The sequence below is a fragment of the Streptomyces sp. CB00316 genome (assembly GCF_001905595.1).
Lineage (GTDB): Bacteria > Actinomycetota > Actinomycetes > Streptomycetales > Streptomycetaceae > Streptomyces.
This window is the reverse complement of record NZ_LIXI01000003.1, coordinates 34,905-53,949: the sequence shown is the minus strand read 5'-3', so window position 1 is coordinate 53,949 and position 19,045 is coordinate 34,905. Positions and strand designations below refer to the sequence as shown.

Below are 19,045 nucleotides of genomic sequence, written 5' to 3'. Positions count from 1 at the left end.
CTCAGCCGGGTGTCTTTGGCAGCGGGATCTCGCGGAGCACCGGCGGGGTCCGCGCGTCCGGAGCCGGAACACCGACCCGCCCCTGACCGTCGACGGCCCCCTCCGCCGGGAACGGCTCGTCCGCCCGGGTGGCCCCCGTGAAGCCCTCCGTGCGCACCGGCACCTGGGGCCCGGAGAACTCCAGCAGCCAGCGGTTGAGCACCCGGTGCACCGCCTCCGCGCCCACCAGCCCGCCACCCGGCGGTGTCGGCGCGCCTTCGGCGCTCTCCGCGGCCACGATGTCCAGCGGGTCCGTCATCCCGCGCGGCCAGAGCAGGAACGGCCGGGTCTGCTCACCGCCGAGACCGCCGTGCGAGCCGATCTGCTCCTCGAAGGCGTGCACGGTGCCGGTGCCGGGGTCGTACATGGAGTTGACCATGATGTCGGCGACGTGCGGGAACGTGTCGGTGCGCCGTACGGCGGCGGCCGCACCGGTGCCGAAGACCGCGAGCGGGCCCTCGCCGTCGGCCAGTTCGGCGACGGGGATCTCGGTCCCGCCCGGCCCGAGCACCACGGAGCCGTGTCCCTCACTGCGTACGAGGAGGAAGCCGATCCCCGGATGGTTGGCCAGCGTGGAGAGCAGCGCCGGGTTGCGGCGGTCGATCTGTTCGCGCGATGCGCGCCCTTCGATGTCGGGGAAGGAGATCAGGCCGAGGTTGCCGGAGGCCAGCACGATCGGTTCGGAGCGCCTGGCCGCCTGCTCCGCCTCCGGTTCCACCTCCACAGGCGGGCGGTGCAGGGCGATCCGTACCGCGTCACGTGCCTCGGACGCGCTGTGCGTGCCGCGGGCCCGGCGGGGCACGGGGAGCCCGCACCCCGCCCGCACCAGGTCCTTGAGCGTCAGCCCGTACCTCCCGGCGAACGTCTCGCCGGGGCTCTGGCCGTGGTCGGAGAGGAGCACGATCCTGTACGTACGGGGGGTGTGGTCGGCGATCTTGGCGATGAGGGCGAGTGAGCGGTCGAGGCGCTGGAGGACCTTCTCGGCGTCGCGGCTGTGCGGGCCGGAGTGGTGGGCGACCTCGTCGTAGGCGACCAGGTCGGCGTAGACGGCGGTGCGTCCGGCGAACATGTCGCCGAGGACGGCGGCGACGACCACATCGCGCTCCACGACGGTGGCGAAGGCCCGGATGAAGGGGTAGAGGCCGCCGCGCTTGACCCGCGGGGCGGTCTTCCGGGCGCGGGCCCGGGTCGACTGGCCGATCTCGCGGCCGACCTCGGCGGCGAACGAGAGGGCGGTGCGGACGGCGTTGGCCGGGTCGGAGAAGTAGGCGAAGTACCCGGAGCGGGAGCGGCGGCCCTTGCCGCGCCGGGCGGCCATGGACAGGACCAGGGCGAGTTGTCCTGCGCCCCCGCTGAAGAGGTTGCCGCGGCTCGCGCCGTCGATGGTGAGCAGGCCGCCGTCCCGGGTGCGGGCGATGGCCCGGCGCTGCATCTCCAGCGCGCTGGCGGGACGGCTGGAGACCATGACGGTGCCGGTCTCCTTCTCGTACCAGCGGAAGGCGGGGACGTCGTGGTTGGAGCCGTGCAGGATGGCGAGCTGGCTGGCGCCGGTCTGGCTGGACCAGTCGGTGCGCCAGGGTGTGAGGCGGTGTCCGGAGGAGTCGCCGAGCCATCCGGCGACGGTCGGCATGAGCCCGTCGGCGGCCGCCTTCACCAGGACGTCGTGGCCGACGCCGTCGAGCTGGAGGAAGACGGTGCCGGGCGGCCCGTCGCGGTCGGGTCCCAGGACGTCCGGGGAGCCGCGCCGGCGGCGCCGGTCGGCGAGGCGGGAGAGCCTGCGGCGGTAGGCCTCGTCGTCGCGTACGGCGAGCGCGGTGGAGGTGGCGGAGGCGACGGCGGACATCACGGCGGCGACGACGACGGCGGTCTCCGGGGCGGCGTCCCCGCGCCCGTCCGGGATGAGGCGCAGCGCGATCAGCAGCAGCGAACCGTTGAGGAAGAAGACGAGTGCGCCGAGGACGAGCGCGGGGACGATGAGCAGGGACCGGACGAGGACGGGCCACACCAGCGCGGAGAGCAGGCCGAACGCGCCCGCGCCCCAGGCCGCCGTGAAGGCGGTACGGGTGATGGTGTCACCGTCGTCGGACTGGAGCTGGAAGTCGGGCAGGAGGCCGGCGAGGGCGAGCATGGTGAGGCTGGAGACCGCCCAGACCGCGACGACCCGCATCAGCGCGCCGCCCGCCCTACGCCATCGCGCCGTACCCCACCCCGGCGCACGCCGTCTCCGCTCGTCCACGCCGGTCCACCTCACGCCTTCTCCGCTGCGGACCCGCCCGTCAGGAGCCCGCTCCCCAGCTTTTCACAGCGTCGGGCCCGGTCAGGGGCCGTCGTGGGGAAGCGCCCGGGGCGCATAGGCTCGTAACGGCGGCGCTTGCCCCCGCGGGTGTGGGCGGGCCGCTCCGGGGCATGGGGTCGCGGAGGCCGAGCGAGGAGGCGGGACGTGCCGGTGGAGGTCACCTGGTGGGGTCATGCCACCTGCACCATCGAGGACTCCGGGGTACGGGTGTTGACCGACCCCCTGTTCGTACGGCGCTTCGCGCATCTGCGCCGCCGCCGGGGCGAGGTGCCGCCGCCGCAGGCCGCGCTCGCCGAGGTGGTGCTGGTCTCGCATCTGCACTCCGACCATCTGCATCTGCCCTCGCTCTCCCGGCTGGCCCCCGGCACCCGGCTGGTCGTGCCGAGCGGCGCGGTCGCGGCCGTACCCGGGCTGCGCACGCTGCTCCGGAAGCGCCGGCTGACCGTCACCGAGGTGCGGGCGGGCGAAGAGGTCCGGGTGGGCGAGGTGCGGGTGCGGGCGGTTCCGGCGCTCCACGACGGGCGGAGGCTGCCGGTCGGGCCGCGCAAGGTGCCCGCGCTGGGTTACGTGGTGGAGGGCGAGGCACGGACGTACTTCGCCGGGGACACCGGGCTCTACGACGAGATGGCGGAGGCGGTGGGCGCGGTGGACGTGGCGCTGCTGCCGGTGGGCGGCTGGGGCCCCTACCTCGGGCACGGCCATCTGGACCCGTCCCGCGCCGCCGAGGCGCTGACCCTCCTGGAGCCGCGCTCGGCGGTGCCGGTGCACTTCGGCACGTACTGGCCGATCGGTCTGGACGGGGTGCGGCCTCACGAGTTCCACGGGCCGGGCGACGAGTTCGTCCGGCAGGCGGGCATACGGGCGCCCGAGGTGGCGGTGCACCTGCTGTCGCACGGCGAGCGGGTCCGGCCGGAGGCCGGCCGGTGATCCCGGAGATCGAATCCGTGGTGGGGGCGCTGCCCACCGAGTCGACCCAGCAGGCCGTGGGCTACCCGACGCTGTTCCTCCTGGTGGCGCTGGGGTCGTTGGTGCCGGTGATCCCGACGGGGGCGCTGGTGAGTTCGGCGGCGGTGGTGGCGCTGCACCAGTCGTCACCGTTCTCGCTGCTCTTCGTCTTCGCGGTGGCCTCGGGGGCGGCGTTCCTGGGCGATGTCTGTCTCTACTGGCTGGGGCAGCGGGGGGTGCGCTCGAATCACGGGTCGAGGTGGCTGGAGGCGCTCACCCGCCGGGCCGCGCCGGAGCGGCTCGCGCAGGCGCAGGAGAAGCTGGACGAGCACGGCGGGACGGTGCTGGTCCTGTCCCGGCTGGTGCCGGCCGGGCGGATCCCGGTGATGCTGGCCTGTCTGCTGGGGAACATGCCGCTCAGGACCTTCGCCCGGGGCGATGTGCCGGCGTGCCTGGCGTGGGCGGCGACCTACCAGCTGATCGGGATCCTGGGCGGTTCGCTCTTCCCGGAGCCGTGGCAGGGCGTGGTGGCGGCGGTGGCGCTGACCGTGGTGATCAGCGGGGCTCCGGCGGTGTGGCGGAAGCTGCGCGCGTGGTTCGGCCGCGGGACGGGCGACGCGACGGGCTGATGCCGACGCGGGTTCACCGCAGCTCGCCGAAGGCTGCCGCGAACGTGCTCAGCGCCCGCTCGACATGCGGCAGCTCCAGCGGCTCCGCCGCCGTCAGGGACTCCCGCTGCTCCTCGGGCGTCGCCCCGAGCAGCGGTCCGGTGCCGAGGCGTACGCGCAGGGCTCCCAGCTCGTCACCGAAGCGATGGCCGCCCGGCGTCGGGGCGCCGAGCCGGTCGGTGAGGTACTCCTCCAGCTCCATGGAGTCCGTGACGTCAAGCTCCGCCAGCCGGGAGCGGAGCGGGCCGAGGTCCGCGTAGAGGTGGCGGCCCGCCTGCGGGGGGCGGGCCAGGGCGCCGGAGGAGAGGACCGCGCGGTGGGCGGCGGCGGCCACGTGGGCCTGGAGCCCGGCGGCCCGCCGGATCCGCTCGCGTACGGCCTCCGGCTCGCCGAGGGCGTGGGCGGCGGCGGGCGCGAGCGGACCGGCGACCAGGGCGCCCAGCGCGGTCAGGATGTCCAGCGTGCGGGCCCTGCGTACAGCTCCTCGCGCGGTCTCCGGGAAGCGGGCTACGGCGACCGGCCAGGCGGCGGGGGTGAAGGCGCCGCAGAGGTCGCTGATGACGGTGACGTCGTCGGGGCACATCTCGGCGGGGCTGAGCAGGACGGTGTCGCGGGGCCGGTGCACGGTGTCGCGCCAGGTCTCGTCGCTGATGATGTGCATGCCCTCGCCGACCGCCGCCTCGCAGGCCTCCCGCACCAGCTCGGGCGGGGCGACGGTGGCGGTGGGGTCGTCGGCGACGGAGAGCACCAGCAGTTTCGGCCGGCCGCCCTCGGCCCGTACCCGACGCACGGTCTCCAGCAGGGCGTACGGGTCGGGTACTCCCCCGCACTCGGCGGGCGTCGGCACCTGGTAGGCGGGCCGGCCGAGCAGCCGGGCCTGTGGCATCCAGGTGGCCGGGCAGGGGCGGGGCATGAGGACGTCGCCCCCGTGCGCGGCGATCAGCGCGAGGAGGAGCGGCTGGTCGCCGGGGGCGGCGACGATGTTCTCCGGGTCTCCGTTCAGCCCGCGCCGGGCCCAGTAGGCGCAGGCCGCCTCGCGCAGGCCGCGGCCGCCGCCGGGCGGGTCGGGGCGGGTGCGGTCCGCCGCGGCGGCGAGGACGGCGGCCAGTTCGGGGAGGACCGGGAGGTTTGGGTCGGGGGCGGGCGGCCCGTAGCGGACCGGCCCGTGGTCCTCGTGCATTCCGGCCTCCTCCGCCGCCACCGCCGCTTCTACGGCTCCGGGGCACGTCCTGGGCCCTTTATACGGAGGTTCGGAGCGGGCCGCGCGCCCAGTTGTGCAGCCGGGCGAGCCTGGGCCGTTGTGCCGGTGGTCGGCACCGCGTGGTGAGGCTCTCAGCGCGCCTGCTGGTTCATCGGCGGACGGCCGGGTATTCGCTGAGCCATGTCGCCCATGTCGTCACCGAACATCTCATCCGCCTCCCCCGCCGTCGGCCGGGTGCGGAACTGGCTGCAAGGACGGGACCTCGCCGTCTTCCACAGCGTCGCGGGCCGGCACTGGCCGGGCGCCGATCCCCTGCTGCCCCAGCTGAGCCGGAGCGCCAACCACGGGCTCCTCTGGTTCGGGACGGCGATCGGTATCGCGGCCCTCGGCTCCAGCGCGCGGTCCCGCAGGGCCGCCCTGCGCGGGGTCGCGTCGCTGGTCGTGGCCTCGGCGGCGATCAACACCGTCGGCAAGGGCGCGGTCCGCCGGCAGCGGCCGATACTCGATCATGTTCCGGCCATGCGGCAGCTGAAGCGGCAGCCGGTGACCACGTCCTTCCCTTCCGGCCACGCGGCCTCCGCCGCGGCCTTCGCCACCGGGGTCGCACTGGAGTCGAAGGGCTGGGGCGCGGTCGTCGCCCCCGTGGCGGTGGCGGTGGCCGCTTCCCGCGTCTACACGGGGGTCCACTATCCGAGCGATGTCCTGGCCGGGGCCGCCCTCGGCATAGGAGCCGCGTTCGCCCTGCGCGGGGTCGTCCCGACCCGGGGCCAGCTCCCGGCGCCCGGCCGCCCGCCCGCTGAGGCGCCCGCGCTGCCCGGTGGCAGAGGGCTCGTGGTGGTGGTGAACCAGGCCTCCGGCACGGCCACGGCGACCGCGTCGATGGTGCGCGAGGCGCTGCCGCAGGCGGAGGTCGTCGTGTGCGCGCCCGCCGACCTGTCCACCGCCATGGAGAAGGCGGCGGGCCGGGGCCAGGCGCTGGGGGTCTGCGGGGGCGACGGCACGGTGAATCTGGCGGCCTCCGTCGCGGCGACGCACGGGATGCCGCTGGCCGTCTTCCCCGGCGGGACGCTCAACCACTTCGCCTACGACCTGGGCATCGAGACGGTCCAGGAGGCGGCGGTGGCGCTCACGGCGGGCGACGCCATCCGGGTCGACCTGGGGCGGTTCCGCCCCGGCCCGAAGGGACCCGAGGGGGCGGACGGCTACTTCCTCAACGCCTTCAGCCTGGGCGCCTATCCGGAGCTCGTACGGACCCGGGAGCACTGGTCGCCCCGGATCGGCGGCTGGCCGGCCGGGGTGCTCGCCGCCCTCCACGTACTGCGCGGCCAGCGCCCCCTGGAGGCCGAACTCCAGGGCCGCAGACGCCCGTTGTGGCTGCTCTTCATCGGCAACGGCCTCTTCCAGCGGGTCGGCCCGGCGCCCGGCCGGCGCCACAACCTGGCGGACGGGCTGCTGGACGTGAGGGTGGTGCACGGTGGCCGGGGCCCGGGGCTGCGGATGCTGGCGGCGGCGGTGGCCGGGCCCCTGACCCGCTCCCCCGCGCACGCGGCGGTGCGGCGGCGCCGGGTGCGGATCGCCGGGCTGGCGCCGGGGACCCCGTACGCGTACGACGGAGAGGTGGCCCACTCCGGAACCGAGTTGCTGATCGACAAGCTGCCGGAGGCGCTGACGGTCTACTGCCCGATGCCCGTGTAGCACCAGGGCCAGATTTGCCCACATAACAAGACGCCCATCTCACCATCCGGCAGGGCGGCGTACGGTGGTCGCAGCGCGCGACCAGCGCACCGAGAGAGGACGCCGCCATGCCGAAGGAGACCGCCGTCTACACCCACGGCCACCACGAGTCGGTGCTGCGCTCGCACCGCTGGCGGACCGCCGCCAACTCGGCGGGCTACCTGGTGGGAGAACTCCGGCCCGGCATGGCGGTATTGGATGTCGGCTGCGGTCCGGGCACCATCACCGCCGACCTGGCCGCCCTGGTCGCGCCGGGCCGGGTGACGGCCGTCGACACCGGCCCCGGCATCCTGGAGCAGGCCGCCGCGGTGGCGGCCGAACGCGGGCTGGACAACGTCGGGTTCGCGGTCGCCGACGTCCACGCGCTGGACTTCCCCGACGACTCCTTCGACGTCGTCCACGCCCACCAGGTCCTCCAGCATGTGGGCGACCCGGTCCAGGCGCTGCGCGAGATGCGGCGCGTCTGCCGGCCCGGCGGGGTGGTCGCGGCGCGCGACAGCGACTACGCGGCGATGGCCTGGTACCCCGAGACGCCGGGGCTGTCGGAGTGGCAGGAGGTGTACCGCCGGGTGGCCCGCGCCAACGGGGGCGAGCCGGACGCCGGGCGGATGCTGGTCTCCTGGGCGCGGCAGGCCGGGTTCACCGACGTCACCCCTACCGCCGCGGCCTGGTGTTTCGCCACCCCGGAGACCCGCGCCTGGTGGAGCGGGCTGTGGGCGGACCGTACGACGGCCTCGGTCTACGCCGAACTGGCGGTACAGGGCGGCCACGCGAGCACCGAACAGCTGACGGCCATCGCGGCCACGTGGCGCGGCTGGGGCGAGGAGGGCGACGGCTGGTTCATGGTCCCGCACGGCGAGGTGCTCTGCCGGGGGTGACGGGCGTTGTGCTGCGGCGGTACGGCGATCTCAGGGCCGGTGCCACTCCATGACATGCCCGGTCGCCGCGAAACGTTCGTTCCCGGCGAGCTTCCCGGCCTTCGTCTCGACGACCACGAAGCCTGCGCTCTCATAGAGGGCGCGGGCGCTGTCGTTCCCGGCCAGGACTGTGCACTCGATCCGGGCCGGGTCGTCGGCTTCCAGCACATGGCGCAGCAGGGCCCGCCCGATGCCCTGCCGGTAGCGGGCGGGATCGACGTACAGCCAGGTCAGCTCGGCGTCCGCGACGGCGGCGAAACCGGCAACCACCGGCTGTGAGCACGCCCCGTCGGCCACCTCGGCCACCCACAGCCCACCGTCGAACAGTCCCTCCTCCTCATGCGTCTCCGCGAGCGTGAGGAAGGCCTCCACACCGACCGAACCACGCAACTCGTCCAGGCGCGCGGTGTCGTGGATGCGGGCGATGGCGTCCCAGTCCTCGGGCCCGTAGGGCCGCACGGACACTGCCGATGGCGTACGACGTCCCATGGGCGCGACCCTCGCACCGCCGCCCCCGCCCCGGCAACCGAATTCCGGCGGACCGGAGCGGGCCCGAATCGATCACACGCGCGGCGGACGCCAACTACCCTCGTAAGCATGGAGATCCTCGGAACCACGCTGCGTGTCTGCGTCGACGACCTGGAGGCCTCGGTCGCCTTCTACCAGGGGCTGACGGGCACCCCGGCCCAGCGCTTCGAGCGCGGTGGGGTGTCGGTCGCCGCGATCGGCTGCTTCCTGCTGATGAGCGGGCCCGAGTCGGAGCTGGAGGTGCTGCGGAAGGTGAGCGCGACCATCGCCGTGAAGGACGTCGACGAGGCGAACGCGGCGCTGACGCGAGCGGGCGCCCGGATCGTGGCGGGGCCGGTGCCGACCCCGGCGGGCCGCAATCTGATCGCGCTCCACCCGGACGGCTCGGTCTTCGAGTACGTCGACCGGAACGTGACGGCCTGACGTACCGGCGGGGACAGCCGCGTCAGGCCGGTGCGAGTGCTCCGACGACCAGGTCGGCGAGCAGGGCGCCCGCGGTACCGTCCGGGTCGGGGTCCGGGTCGTAGATGGTCACGTTGAGCCCGACGCAGCGCGGCGATGGGGTGGAGCGGGCGGTGGCGGCGGCGTTGAAGACCCCGTCGCCCTCCTGCCAGTCCCCGAGGTCGTAGCGGGGCGGCACCACGACCCCGCCTTCCAGCGCGCCGACGCGCCGCACGATCCGCTGCTCGCGCAGGGCGCCCGCCAGCTTGTGGCAGCCCGGGACGGCGCCGGGGGCGGGAGGCCGAAGGCCCAGGTTGGAGGGGCGTCGAGGACCACGATGGTACGCATGCGCGCCATCCTCGCCGCGGCTCCGCGCGGCCTCAAGGGGGTTTCGGCGGTTCTCGGAAAGGGGTCACGAGGCCGGTGCGGTGATCGCCCAGCGTTCGTGGTCGCGCCAGGCGCCGTCGATGTGGAGGAAATCGGGCGAGAACCCCTCCAGCCGGAATCCGGCCCGCCGGACCAGGGCGATGGAGGCCGCGTTGCCGGGCTGGATGTTGGCCTCCAGGCGGTGCAGGCCGAGCGGCCCGAAGGCCAGGTCCATGACGAGGCCGAGCGCCTCGCCCATCAGGCCGCGCCCGGCCGCGTGGGCGAAGGCCCCGTAACCGAGGGCGCCGCAGCGGAAGCCGCCGAGGACGATGTTGTTGATGTTGATGAACCCGGCGATGGCCCCGCCCGCCTCGCCTTGACCACCCGGGCCGCCCTCGCCGCGCTCGCAGACGAGGAACCCCTCGCGGCCCGGGTCGCGGGCGAGGACGTCGGCGTAGGCGGCGTAGGTGTCGGTCCGCTCCGGCGGGAAGAGCCAGGGACGGTGGTGGGCGCGGCTCTCCCGGGCGCGAGCCGTGAACTCCTCCGCGTCGGCCTCGGTGAAGCGGCGCAGGGCCGTTCGATGGCCTTCGGCGAGGTACGGGGCGGTCGGCGTCGGGTGATCGTTCGGATCGGGCATCGTCCCAGCGTACGACGGGTACGGGTGGCCGACGGGGAGACGGCCCCGCCCGCCCTCCGGCGTCACTTGCCCTTGCGGCGGAACAGGTAACCGCCGCAGACCAGCCCGATCAGGAACATCGCGAGCAGGGCCAGCCAGAGGGGCATGGTCACCTCGGGGATCAGCACCCGGATGGTGACCTTCTGGGTGTTCACACAGATGAACACGATGACCAGGGCGACCAGCACCGCGACGGCGATGCGCCCCGGGGTCCACAGTCCGGTGCCGCGGCCGCCGTCGCTCGTCACGTCCTTGGGACTCATGGTCCGGTCCTTCCGCCGCCCCCCGGGGTTCCCCAGCATGACGCGGCGCGGGGTCCGGGGGGCGGCGGTGCTGGACCGTTCGGGTGAACGCGGGCGCGGGACGGTCAGCCGGCCGGGACCACCGGGAGCTCCAGCACACCGGTGTCCTCGGGGGCGCTGACCACGGTGACGGGCTTGATGCCCCGGTTGCCGAAGTACGCGGTGTCGCTGGCGGCGATCACGAACTCCAGGCGGTGCCCCTTCTCGTACCGGTGGACGATGCCGGGCAGCTCGACCGTGAAGGGCCGGGTGACATCGGGGACCCTGACCGGCGAGACGAGGCGGTTCACCAGCTTCCTGGTGCCGTCGGGGGCCACGTCGTACACCTTGGCGAAGAGGACGAGCTTGTCGGAGGCGTCACCGCTGTCCTGGACCCGCTCCGCCTTCGGCGAGAGGACCTTCAGGGTGGCCTTCGGGGCGCCGACCACGTCGACGGGCGCGGTGAGCGGGGCGCTGCGCCAGCCGAGGTAGGTGCCCTTGGTGTCGTACGGCTTCGGGTCGGGCAGTCCGATCAGCGGGGCGATCGAGCTCTCCGAATGGCTTGTCGGCACCAGCCAGTTGGTGTACTGGCGGCTGCCGCGGACCACCTTGGAGCGGTTGTCCACGAGCTTGCCGTCGCCGGAGAGGTACATCTTCTGCGACAGGGCGGGCACGGCCGCGGCGGTCCCGTAACCGCTCTGCCAGGAGCGGTAGTAGGCGAACTCGGGTCCGGTCTCGGTCTCCGCCTTCTTCTGGAGGTACCGGTCGAACCAGGCGAGCACCCGTTGCCCGACGTAGCTGTTCTCCAGATCGCCTTCGCTCAGGTCGAGTTCGCCGGGGGCCTGGCCGCCGCTGTGGCCCCAGGACTGCCAGATCATCTTGGCGGTGGTGCCCTGCGCCTTGAGGGTCTTGTAGGTGGCGGTGGCCTCGTTGAGGTTGAAGAGGCTGTCGGCCTGACCCTGGACGATCAGGGTGGGGGCCTTGACCCGGTCGAGATAGGAGACGGGCGAGACGCTGCGGGCGTAGGTGAGCATCGCCCCGGCCTTGTCGGCCGGGTAGCGGCCGGAGTTGAGCAGGCGGATGGTCTCGCAGGCCTGGGCGGCGAAGTGCAGGCAGTCCAACCGGTTGAAGCGGGAGGGGTCCAGGCTCGGGTTGAGGAGCGGCTGGCCCTCGCCGATGAGGTAGAAGCCGTTGGTCCACTGCCACTTGAAGACGCCGGGGGTGTCGGAGGTGACGCCGGCGGCCGCCCCGGTGTTGTTGGGGGCGAGCGCGTAGGCGAGGTCGTTCCAGGTGATGAGGGGGACGAGGGCGTCGACGCGGGGGTCGGTGGAGGCGGTGGCGAGCTGGATGGCGCCGCCGTAGGAGCCGCCGATCATGCCGACCCGCGGGTCGCCCGCGCCGTCCTGGACGACGTAGTCCGCGCGGGTGCCGTCGTCCGCCGCGCGGGTGCCGCCGAGGAAGTCGAGGAGCCCGCTCGCGGCCCTTCCGTCGATGGCGGGGGCGTCCAGGGTGATCAGGCAGCCGGACTTGCCGAAGCCCAGGCCGGAGTAGACGAGGCCGACGTAGCCGCGGGCGGCGACGGCCTTGCCGATGGCGTCGGTCGACCCGTCGGACTTGCTGCCGCCGAAGCCGTTGGTGGCGAGGACGGCGGGGGCGGGGCTCTCCGCGTCGACGCCGGCGGGGCGGTAGAGGTCGGCGTCGACCACGCAGGAGCGGCCGCCCGCCTGGACGGTGAACTTCAGCGGGGTGACGGTGTACGGGGCGGCTTCGGCGTGGGCCGGGCCGGAGAGGACGAGGGGGGCAGCGAGGGAAGCGCCCGCGACCGCGACGAGCGGGTGGCGCAAACGGAAAACAGCACCTGACACGAAGACCTCCACACCGAGGACACCTTACCGACCGGTAAGTATTGGGCCGCGCTCATGCTGTGACACGTGTCATAGCCGTGTCCACGCTCAGGACAGCGGTTGTTGACGGACCTTCACATAGGGATGCCCGGGGTGAGAGGCCTGAAGTTCCCGGACCTAGAGGAGCGCGGGGGTCCCGACGGTCAGCGTGCAACGGCCGCCGTCCGCAGGTGCGTCGAGCACCGCGGGCACCCCCAGCGGGACCGTCAGCGCGGTCGGACCGTGACCGAACCCCAGCTCCTCGATCACGGGTATCCCCAGCGGGCCGAACCGGTCTGCCAGCACCGCGCGGATCCTCCCGTACGGTCCGCACTCCTGCCAGGAGCCGCAGACCACCCCGGACAGCCCCTCCAGGGCGCCGGAGCGCAGCAGCCGGGTGAGGATGCCGTCGAGGCGGTAGGGCTCCTCCCCGGTGTCCTCGATGACGAGCAGGCCGCCCCGGGCGCCGGTCCGGGCGTGCGGAGTGCCGGCGGTGGCCGCGAGCAGGCTGACGCAGCCCCCGTACAGAATCCCGCGCGCCCGCCCCGGGACCAGAGCGGCGGCCGTGTCCAGGCCGAGGGTCAGGACCGTCTCCGGCTCGAAGAGGGTGGCGCGCAGGTGTTCACGGGTGGCCGCGTCCTTCAGGAACGCCTCGGTGGCCACCATCGGGCCGTGCAGGGTGGAGAATCCGGCCCGCAGGGCGAACGCCTCGTGCAGCACGGTGATGTCGCTGTAGCCGACGAACACCTTGGGCCCGGTCGCCCTGATCGCCGCCCAGTCGAGCAGATCCACCATCCGGTGCGCCCCGTACCCGCCCCGGGCACAGAACACCGCGTCCACGGACGGATCGCACCAGGCCGCCTGGAGGTCGGCCGCCCGGCCCGCGTCGGCCCCCGCCAGGTAGTCCAACTCCGGGTGCACGTCGCGGACATGGGGGAACACGACGGGTTCCAGGCCCCAGTCGCGCAGCACCCCGAGCCCCGCCTCCAGCCGGTCGGCGGGGACCGGGCCGCTGGGGGCGACGACGGCGACGCGCGCGCCGGGGCGCAGCCGGGGCGGCCGGGTCAAGGGGGCCACCTGCGAGGGAACCACTGTCACTTCTTCAGCTCCAGCGGCGGCACATCGCTCCGGTCGATACCGAATGTCTGTACGTAGAGGGAGAGTTCGGCCTCCAGCGCCCGGATCAGGGTCTCCGCCCGCCGGAACCCGTGCCCCTCCCCCTCGAAGGCGATGTACGCGTGCGGCACGCCCCGCCCCGCGACGGCGGCCAGGAACCGGTCGCACTGGGAGGGAGGGCAGACCTGGTCGTCCAGCCCCTGGAGCAGCAGGAACGGGGCGGTGAGCCGGTCGGTGCCGTTGATCGGCGCGCGTTCGCGGTAGCGCTCGGGCACCTCGGCGGCCGGTCCGATCAGGGACTCCAGGTACTGCGACTCGAAGTCGTGCGTGCCCTCCGTCGACCAGCCCTCCAGGTCCAGGACCGGGTAGAGGATCGTGCCGCAGGCGTAGCGGTCGGTGCCGATGAGCGAGGCCGCGGTGGTCCAGCCGCCCGCGCTGCCGCCCCGGACCGCGAGCCGGCGGGGGTCGGCCGCGCCCTCGGCGACCAGGGCGTCGGCGACGGCCGCGCAGTCCGCCACGTCGACGACTCCCCACTGTTCGCGGAGCCGTTCGCGGTAGCGGCGGCCGTAGCCGGTGGAGCCGCCGTAGTTGACGACGGCGACCCCGATGCCGCGCGAGGTGAAGTAGGCGATCTCCAGGTCGAGGACGAGCGGCGCGTGGCCGGTGGGTCCGCCGTGCGCCGCGACGACATACGGGGGCAGTTCGCCCTCGGGCCCGGTGCGTTCGGGGCTGTGCGGCGGATAGATGTGGGCATGGATCTCGCGGCCGTCGGAGCCCGTGAACGTCCGGTCCTGCGGTGCGGGGAGGTAGGCCGGGTCGACGGCGTCGTGGTGGGCCGATCCGATGACGCGGGTGCGTCCGGTCGCCGTGTCCAGCTCCACGACCTCGTAGCCGGTGCGGGGGCTCGCCGCGATGCCGACGACCCGGCTGCCGTGCACGGCGAGGGTGTCGGCCCAGGTGGCCCAATGTCCGGGGACGTCGGCGAGTTCGCCGGTCTCCGGGTCGAGGATGCCGAGACGCTGGGAACCCCGGCCGTGCAGGACGGCGATCAGCCCGTTCTCCAGCGGGTGGAACCAGCGCAGCCCGATCTTCCACAGCGGCCCGCCGAACTCCTCGCCCCGGGGCGGCAGAAGACGGCTGCTGGGCACCACTCCCCCGGCGACGGCGTCGGGGCGGATGCGCTGGAGTTCCCACCAGTCGGCGAGGTCGGAGACGAACAGGAGGCTGCCGTCGCGGTCCCACTCGATCTGGCACACCGACTCGTCGACCTCGCCCACCAGGGGCCGTGCACCGGTGAATTCACCGGCCTCCGTGACCTCCGCCAGCATCACCACCGTGCCGTCCCACGGCATCCGGGGGTGGTCCCAGGCGATCCAGGCGGCCCGCCGCCCGTCGTGCGAGACGCGGGGTCCGGTGACGAACCGGTGGCTGCCGTCGGAGAGTTCCCGTACGGCGGAGCGGTCCTCGGCGGCGGAGCCGTCCAGCGGTACGGCCGCGATCACCCGGCGTACGTCGGTCGGCCGGGGGCCGGTGAACTCCTCCAGCACGCACCACACTTCGCCCTGCTCGCCGCGGTCCAGGCGCACCTGCGGGTCCACCCAGCGCAGCCCGCCGCCGACGTCCGAGAGCGGGGTGAGCGGCCGGGGCGCGTCCGGCCCGTCGGGGGCGTAGGCGTACAGCCGCTGGTCCGGGAAGTGGACGAAGACGACGAGCGGCCCGCCCTCCTCGCGCACCGCGCCGGCCCAGGGCTGTCCGCCGTACTCGATCACCCGGCTGCGCGGGTTCCACGGGGCGGGCAGCACGGGCTCCGTGGTGCCGTCCGGGCGGCGGCGCACCAGGGCGCGGCGGCCGCCCTCGGCCGGGCGCGGCTCGGTCCACCACACCTCGTCGCCGACGGTGGAGAGGTGGTCGGGGCGGCCGTCGTGCGAGGCGGCGAGGGCCGCGTCGATGGGCGAGGGCCAGGAGCCGTACGGGGCTTCGGGCACGGTGCTCACGGTGGAGGTCCCCCCAGGGTCCGGTCGAACGATACGGGTCAGAACACTGCTGGTCAGGCGGTGCGCAGGTAGTGGTCGAGGACGCGGACGCCGAAGTGGAGGGCGTCGACGGGGACGCGCTCGTCGACGCCGTGGAAGAGCGCCTGGTAGTCGAAGCCCGGGGGCAGCTTGAGCGGCGAGAAGCCGTAGCCGGTGATGCCGAGCCGGGAGAACTGCTTGGCGTCGGTGCCGCCCGACATGCAGTACGGGACGGTGTGCCCGTCGGGGTCGAACTTCTCGATGGCCGCGCGGAGTTTGGCGTACGTGGGTGAGTCGACCGGGGCCTGGAGGGCGACCTCGCGGTGGTCGTACTCCCAGGAGACGTCGGGGCCCGTCAGCCGGTCCAGGGTCTCGCGGAACTCGTCCTCGCCGCCGGGCACCGTACGTCCGTCGATGTAGGCGGTGGCGTGGCCGGGGATCACGTTGACCTTGTAACCGGCTTCCAGCATCGTCGGGTTGCTGCTGTTGCGGATGGTGTTCTCGACGAGGGCGGCGGCCGGGCCGAGCTTGGCCAGGAGCTGGGCGACATCGAAGCCGGGCTCGTCCAGGTCGGCGGTGATGCCGTGCAGGGCGGCGATCTCGGTGATCGCGGCGCGTACGGTCGGGGTGATCCGGATGGGCCACTCGTGCTGGCCGATGCGGGCGACGGCGGCGGCGAGCGCGCTCACCGCGTTGGCCCGGTTGACCTTGGACCCGTGCCCGGCCCGGCCCTCGGCGGTCAGCTTCAGCCAGCCGGTGCCGCGCTCGCCGGCCGCGATCGGGTAGAGGGAGAGGCCGTGCCCGGCGTGGAAGGTGAAGGCGCCGGACTCGCTGATGCCCTCCGTACACCCCTCGAAGAGGTCCGCGTGCCGCTCGGTGAGGAAGCCGGAGCCGTCCTCGGCGCTGGCCTCCTCGTCGGCGGTGTACGCGATGACGATGTCGCGCCGCGGCCGGAAGCCCTCGCGCGCCCATCCCCGGACGACGGCGAGGACCATCGCGTCCATGTTCTTCATGTCGACGGCCCCGCGGCCCCACACCACCCCGTCGCGGACCTCGCCGGAGAAGGGGTGCACGGACCAGTCGGAGGGCTCGGCGGGCACCACGTCCAGGTGGCCGTGGACGAGCAGCGCGTCGGCCGACGGGTCGGTGCCGGGGATCCGGGCGACGACGTTGGTCCGGCCGGGGGTGCGCTCCAGCATGACCGGTTCGAGACCGGCCCCGGCCAGCCGCTCGGCGGTGTACTCGGCGGCCGGGCGTTCCCGGCAGTCGCCGCCACCCCGGTTGGTGGTGTCGATCCGGATCAGTTCGGACGTGAACGTGACCACTTCGTCGAGGGCCTGCTCGTCCACGGGGCCGAGCGGGCCGGGGGCGTCAGCCATATTGTTCCTCCATGGCGGACGACACGATGGTCGTCACCGCCTTGAACGTGCGGATACCTTCGTACATCGTCCCGCTGGTGTAGGCGACGCGCCTCTCACCGCTGGGCGCGACGCCGGGCACCACGGTCGCCGCGGCCGCCAGATGCTCGGCGTCGAACTCCAGCTCCACGGTGTACGTCCCGCCGGTTACGGGGGTCTGGCGGACGGCGAGCGCGGTGGCGTCCCGCGCGGCCGTCCGGATGTCTGCCGCGGTACGGGCGGGGGTGCGGCACACCGCCGCGTACCGCGATACGTGGTCCTTGACGGCGACCTTGCGGGCCTCGGGGGCGTACCCCTCGGCGTCCACGCACGTCAGGTCGTCGCCGGTGACGAGGACGACGGGGACGCCGTACTCGGCAGTGACCTGGGCGTTCAGGAGGCCCTCACTGGCGCGGGCCCCGTTGAGCCAGACGCCGGTGATGGAGTTGGCGAGGTAGGTGTGGGCGAGGACCCCCTCCGTACCGGCCCCGGTGTGGTAGCCGACGAAGGCGATGCCGTCCACGTCTCCGTGCTGGATGCCCTCCACCATCGAGAGCGACTTGTGCCTGCCGGTGAGCATCTGGACCCGGTCGTCCAGCTGCTCCAGGAGCAGGTTCCGCATCGACCAGTGGGCCTCGTTGATGAGGACCTCGTCGGCGCCGCCGTCGTAGAAGCCGAGGGCGGCCGCGTTCACGTCGGAGGTGAACATCGGCCGGCAGCGCTCCCACTGCGGGGTGCCCGGCAGCACGTCGGCCGGCCAGGTCACTCCGGTGGCGCCTTCCATGTCGGCGCTGATGAGGATCTTCATGCCGCCACACCGTACGCCCCGGCGGCGGGCTGAGCCAGGGAGGGTGCCCTTGTCACCGCTCCGGTTCGCCGAAGGTCCCTCCGGTGGGCTTGTCGTCGGGGGCGGCCAGGCTGTCCCAGGCGGCCATGGCGCCGGCCACCGTCTGCTGGAGTCCGGGCAGGGCGACGCCGTCGCGGGACTGGATGGACAGACCGTTGAGCACGGCGCTGTAGAAGAGCGCGATGGCCGGTGCGTCCGCGTCGGGCCGTACGTCACCGTCCTCGATGCCCCGTTCCACGCGTTGGCGGATCAGGTCCCGGACCTCCGCGCGCATCCGGGCGAGGTGCAAGGCGACCGAGGAGTTCTCCCGTACGGGGATGGGGGCGGCGAGCACCGTGAGGCAGCCCGCCGGGGTGGCCGGGTCGGCGTAGGCGGCGGCGTTCTCCTGGAGCATCACGGTCACGGCCGCGCGGGCGGTGGGCTGCTCGTCGAGGGCACGGCGGGTGTACCGGCCCTCGGTCGCCGTGTAGAGGGTGACGGCCTCCCTGAACAGCTTCTCCTTGGATCCGTAGGCCGCGTAGATGCTGGGCGAGTTGATGCCCATGGCGGCGGTCAGATCGCTCATGGAGGTGGCCTGGTAGCCGCGTTCCCAGAACACCCCGAGCGCCTTGCGCAGTGCTTCGTCGCGGTCGAAGGCGCGTGGTCTGCCTCTGCCTGCCATGCCCGGCCACCTTTCTGTGTCGTGCATCAAATATATCCCTTGACCTGCCGAAGAGGCCCGTGCATTATTTATGTGTCAGGCGGCACAGAAACATCGGTGCTCCGCCCTCCCCTTCTGCGTCAGGAGACTTCGCATGTCCGCAACGTTCCACGGCAAGGTCGCGCTCGTCACCGGAGCCGGCTCCGGCATCGGCCGCCGCAGCGCCCGTGCCTTCGCCGAGCGCGGCGCCACGGTCGTCGTCGCCGATCTCAACGCCGAGAACGCCGCGCACACCGTCAAGCTGATCGAGCAGGAGGGTGGCACCGCGAGCGCCGTCACGGTCGACGTGACCGACTCCGACTCCGTGCGGGCGATGGTCGACGCCACGGTCGCCCGCCACGGCGGCCTGCACATCGCTCACAACAACGCCGGCATCTTCGCCGCGCTCGGCCCCGCCGGCGACATCGACGAGAAGCAGTGGCACACCCAGCTCGCGGTCAACCTCACCGGCGTCATGCTGTCGATGAAGTACGAGATCCAGCACATGCGCGAGCACGGCGGCGGCGCCATCGTGAACGCCGCCTCCAACATCGGCTACCACCTGCGCTACCCCGGCACCGGCGCGTACGCGGCCTCCAAGGCCGCCGTGTCGACCCTCACCCGGGCCGCCGCGCTCGACCACATCAAGGACGGCATCCGCATCAACGCGGTCAGCCCCGGCGCCTCCAACACCCCGATGACCTTCATGCCCGGCGAGAGCGAGGCCGACCGCGCTGCCCGGCTGAACGGCACCATCCCGCTCGGCCGCCTCGCCGAGACCGACGAGATCGTCGCCTCCGTGCTCTGGCTGGCCTCGGACGACTCCAGCTTCGTCGTCGGCCACGACCTGGTGACCGACGGCGGGGCCAGCGCCTGAGCCGTGCGGCTCCGCCCGCCCCTGCTCCGCAGCTGAGGCCGGCTCCGTCCCGTGGCAGCCCCGACGCCGTCCCGGCCCGCCGTTCCTGGCGGGCCGGGACGGCCGTGTCCACCCGACCAACGGGCCGGTAACCACGCCGCCC

Annotated in this window: 17 protein-coding genes and 1 pseudogene; 6 read left to right on the top strand and 12 right to left on the bottom strand. The window is 73.6% G+C overall.

The window, feature by feature from the left end; translation table 11 throughout:
• Position 1: 1 nt before the first annotated feature.
• Entirely contained in the window at positions 2–2,206 is a 2,205-nt protein-coding gene (locus AMK21_RS08385) for a phage holin family protein (RefSeq protein WP_073875787.1), read from the bottom strand.
• 273 nt (positions 2,207–2,479) lie between these two features.
• Here AMK21_RS08385 and AMK21_RS08380 point away from each other — a divergent pair, with 273 nt between their 5' ends.
• Positions 2,480–3,262, top strand: a complete 783-nt coding sequence (locus tag AMK21_RS08380) for an MBL fold metallo-hydrolase (RefSeq protein ID WP_199863143.1) — start codon at positions 2,480–2,482, stop codon at positions 3,260–3,262.
• Complete coding sequence (locus tag AMK21_RS08375; RefSeq protein ID WP_073875784.1) at positions 3,259–3,909, top strand: DedA family protein; 651 nt, start codon at positions 3,259–3,261, stop codon at positions 3,907–3,909. The genes AMK21_RS08380 and AMK21_RS08375 overlap by 4 nt, the downstream gene beginning before the upstream one ends.
• 13 nt (positions 3,910–3,922) lie before the next feature.
• Here AMK21_RS08375 and AMK21_RS08370 read toward each other — a convergent pair whose 3' ends face one another.
• Complete coding sequence (locus AMK21_RS08370) at positions 3,923–5,128, bottom strand: aminotransferase class I/II-fold pyridoxal phosphate-dependent enzyme (protein WP_073875783.1); 1,206 nt, start codon at positions 5,126–5,128, stop codon at positions 3,923–3,925.
• Positions 5,129–5,338: 210 nt separating this feature from the next.
• On the opposite strand from AMK21_RS08370, the gene AMK21_RS08365 reads away from it, so the two are divergent.
• Both AMK21_RS08365 and AMK21_RS08360 read left to right on the top strand, forming a co-directional pair.
• Positions 5,339–6,844 carry a bifunctional phosphatase PAP2/diacylglycerol kinase family protein gene (locus tag AMK21_RS08365; RefSeq protein WP_107429890.1) on the top strand — a complete coding sequence of 502 codons (1,506 nt, stop codon included), beginning with the start codon at positions 5,339–5,341 and terminating at the stop codon, positions 6,842–6,844.
• A 107-nt stretch (positions 6,845–6,951) separates the two neighbouring features.
• Positions 6,952–7,761: a class I SAM-dependent methyltransferase gene (locus tag AMK21_RS08360; protein ID WP_073875779.1), complete on the top strand. Its 810-nt coding sequence runs from the start codon at positions 6,952–6,954 to the stop codon at positions 7,759–7,761.
• A 30-nt stretch (positions 7,762–7,791) separates the two neighbouring features.
• Here the strand turns inward: AMK21_RS08360 and AMK21_RS08355 are convergent, their stop codons facing one another.
• A complete protein-coding gene (locus tag AMK21_RS08355; RefSeq protein WP_199863142.1) occupies positions 7,792–8,265 on the bottom strand; it encodes a GNAT family N-acetyltransferase in 474 nt (157 codons plus the stop codon).
• Positions 8,266–8,397: 132 nt separating this feature from the next.
• Between AMK21_RS08355 and AMK21_RS08350 the strand changes: the two genes are divergently transcribed.
• The gene (locus tag AMK21_RS08350; protein ID WP_073875775.1) at positions 8,398–8,751 is read left to right on the top strand and encodes a VOC family protein; all 354 of its coding nucleotides are present in this window, start codon (positions 8,398–8,400) and stop codon (positions 8,749–8,751) included.
• A 139-nt stretch (positions 8,752–8,890) separates the two neighbouring features.
• Here the strand turns inward: AMK21_RS08350 and AMK21_RS35855 are convergent.
• The 9 genes and pseudogenes from AMK21_RS35855 to AMK21_RS08305 all read right to left on the bottom strand — a co-directional run.
• Positions 8,891–9,117, bottom strand: a pseudogene (locus AMK21_RS35855) (arginase family protein); the annotation flags it as partial.
• Between the two features lie 64 nt (positions 9,118–9,181).
• A complete protein-coding gene (locus tag AMK21_RS08340; protein ID WP_073875773.1) occupies positions 9,182–9,772 on the bottom strand; it encodes a GNAT family N-acetyltransferase in 591 nt (196 codons plus the stop codon).
• A gap of 62 nt (positions 9,773–9,834) precedes the next feature.
• Entirely contained in the window at positions 9,835–10,074 is a 240-nt protein-coding gene (locus AMK21_RS08335; RefSeq protein WP_073875771.1) for a LapA family protein, read from the bottom strand.
• Positions 10,075–10,178: 104 nt separating this feature from the next.
• Positions 10,179–11,936, bottom strand: coding sequence for a CocE/NonD family hydrolase (locus tag AMK21_RS08330; RefSeq protein ID WP_073875769.1), 1,758 nt, complete (start codon positions 11,934–11,936; stop codon positions 10,179–10,181).
• A gap of 177 nt (positions 11,937–12,113) precedes the next feature.
• On the bottom strand, positions 12,114–13,043 hold the full coding sequence (locus tag AMK21_RS08325; RefSeq protein ID WP_251074243.1) for a S66 peptidase family protein: 930 nt from the start codon (positions 13,041–13,043) through the stop codon (positions 12,114–12,116).
• Positions 13,044–13,069: 26 nt separating this feature from the next.
• Positions 13,070–15,085, bottom strand: coding sequence for a prolyl oligopeptidase family serine peptidase (locus AMK21_RS08320; RefSeq protein ID WP_073875765.1), 2,016 nt, complete (start codon positions 15,083–15,085; stop codon positions 13,070–13,072).
• Between the two features lie 53 nt (positions 15,086–15,138).
• Complete coding sequence (locus AMK21_RS08315) at positions 15,139–16,482, bottom strand: M20/M25/M40 family metallo-hydrolase (protein ID WP_073875763.1); 1,344 nt, start codon at positions 16,480–16,482, stop codon at positions 15,139–15,141.
• Positions 16,475–17,308, bottom strand: coding sequence for a M55 family metallopeptidase (locus AMK21_RS08310; protein ID WP_073875761.1), 834 nt, complete (start codon positions 17,306–17,308; stop codon positions 16,475–16,477). Before AMK21_RS08310 ends, AMK21_RS08315 begins: the two co-directional genes overlap by 8 nt.
• A 52-nt stretch (positions 17,309–17,360) precedes the next feature.
• Positions 17,361–18,008 carry a TetR/AcrR family transcriptional regulator gene (locus AMK21_RS08305; RefSeq protein WP_073875754.1) on the bottom strand — a complete coding sequence of 216 codons (648 nt, stop codon included), beginning with the start codon at positions 18,006–18,008 and terminating at the stop codon, positions 17,361–17,363.
• A gap of 133 nt (positions 18,009–18,141) precedes the next feature.
• On the opposite strand from AMK21_RS08305, the gene AMK21_RS08300 reads away from it, so the two are divergent.
• Complete coding sequence (locus tag AMK21_RS08300; protein WP_073875752.1) at positions 18,142–18,903, top strand: SDR family NAD(P)-dependent oxidoreductase; 762 nt, start codon at positions 18,142–18,144, stop codon at positions 18,901–18,903.
• The last annotated feature ends 142 nt before the right edge of the window (positions 18,904–19,045 follow it).

Coding starts and splice junctions, on each gene's coding strand:
- AMK21_RS08385 (WP_073875787.1), bottom strand. CDS start 2,206: ATGCGGGTCGTCGCGGTCTGGGCGGTCTCCAGCCTCACCATGCTCGCC.
- AMK21_RS08370 (WP_073875783.1), bottom strand. CDS start 5,128: ATGCACGAGGACCACGGGCCGGTCCGCTACGGGCCGCCCGCCCCCGAC.
- AMK21_RS08365 (WP_107429890.1), top strand. CDS start 5,339: ATGTCGTCACCGAACATCTCATCCGCCTCCCCCGCCGTCGGCCGGGTG.
- AMK21_RS08360 (WP_073875779.1), top strand. CDS start 6,952: ATGCCGAAGGAGACCGCCGTCTACACCCACGGCCACCACGAGTCGGTG.
- AMK21_RS08350 (WP_073875775.1), top strand. CDS start 8,398: ATGGAGATCCTCGGAACCACGCTGCGTGTCTGCGTCGACGACCTGGAG.
- AMK21_RS08340 (WP_073875773.1), bottom strand. CDS start 9,772: ATGCCCGATCCGAACGATCACCCGACGCCGACCGCCCCGTACCTCGCC.
- AMK21_RS08335 (WP_073875771.1), bottom strand. CDS start 10,074: ATGAGTCCCAAGGACGTGACGAGCGACGGCGGCCGCGGCACCGGACTG.
- AMK21_RS08315 (WP_073875763.1), bottom strand. CDS start 16,482: ATGGCTGACGCCCCCGGCCCGCTCGGCCCCGTGGACGAGCAGGCCCTC.
- AMK21_RS08310 (WP_073875761.1), bottom strand. CDS start 17,308: ATGAAGATCCTCATCAGCGCCGACATGGAAGGCGCCACCGGAGTGACC.
- AMK21_RS08305 (WP_073875754.1), bottom strand. CDS start 18,008: ATGGCAGGCAGAGGCAGACCACGCGCCTTCGACCGCGACGAAGCACTG.
- AMK21_RS08300 (WP_073875752.1), top strand. CDS start 18,142: ATGTCCGCAACGTTCCACGGCAAGGTCGCGCTCGTCACCGGAGCCGGC.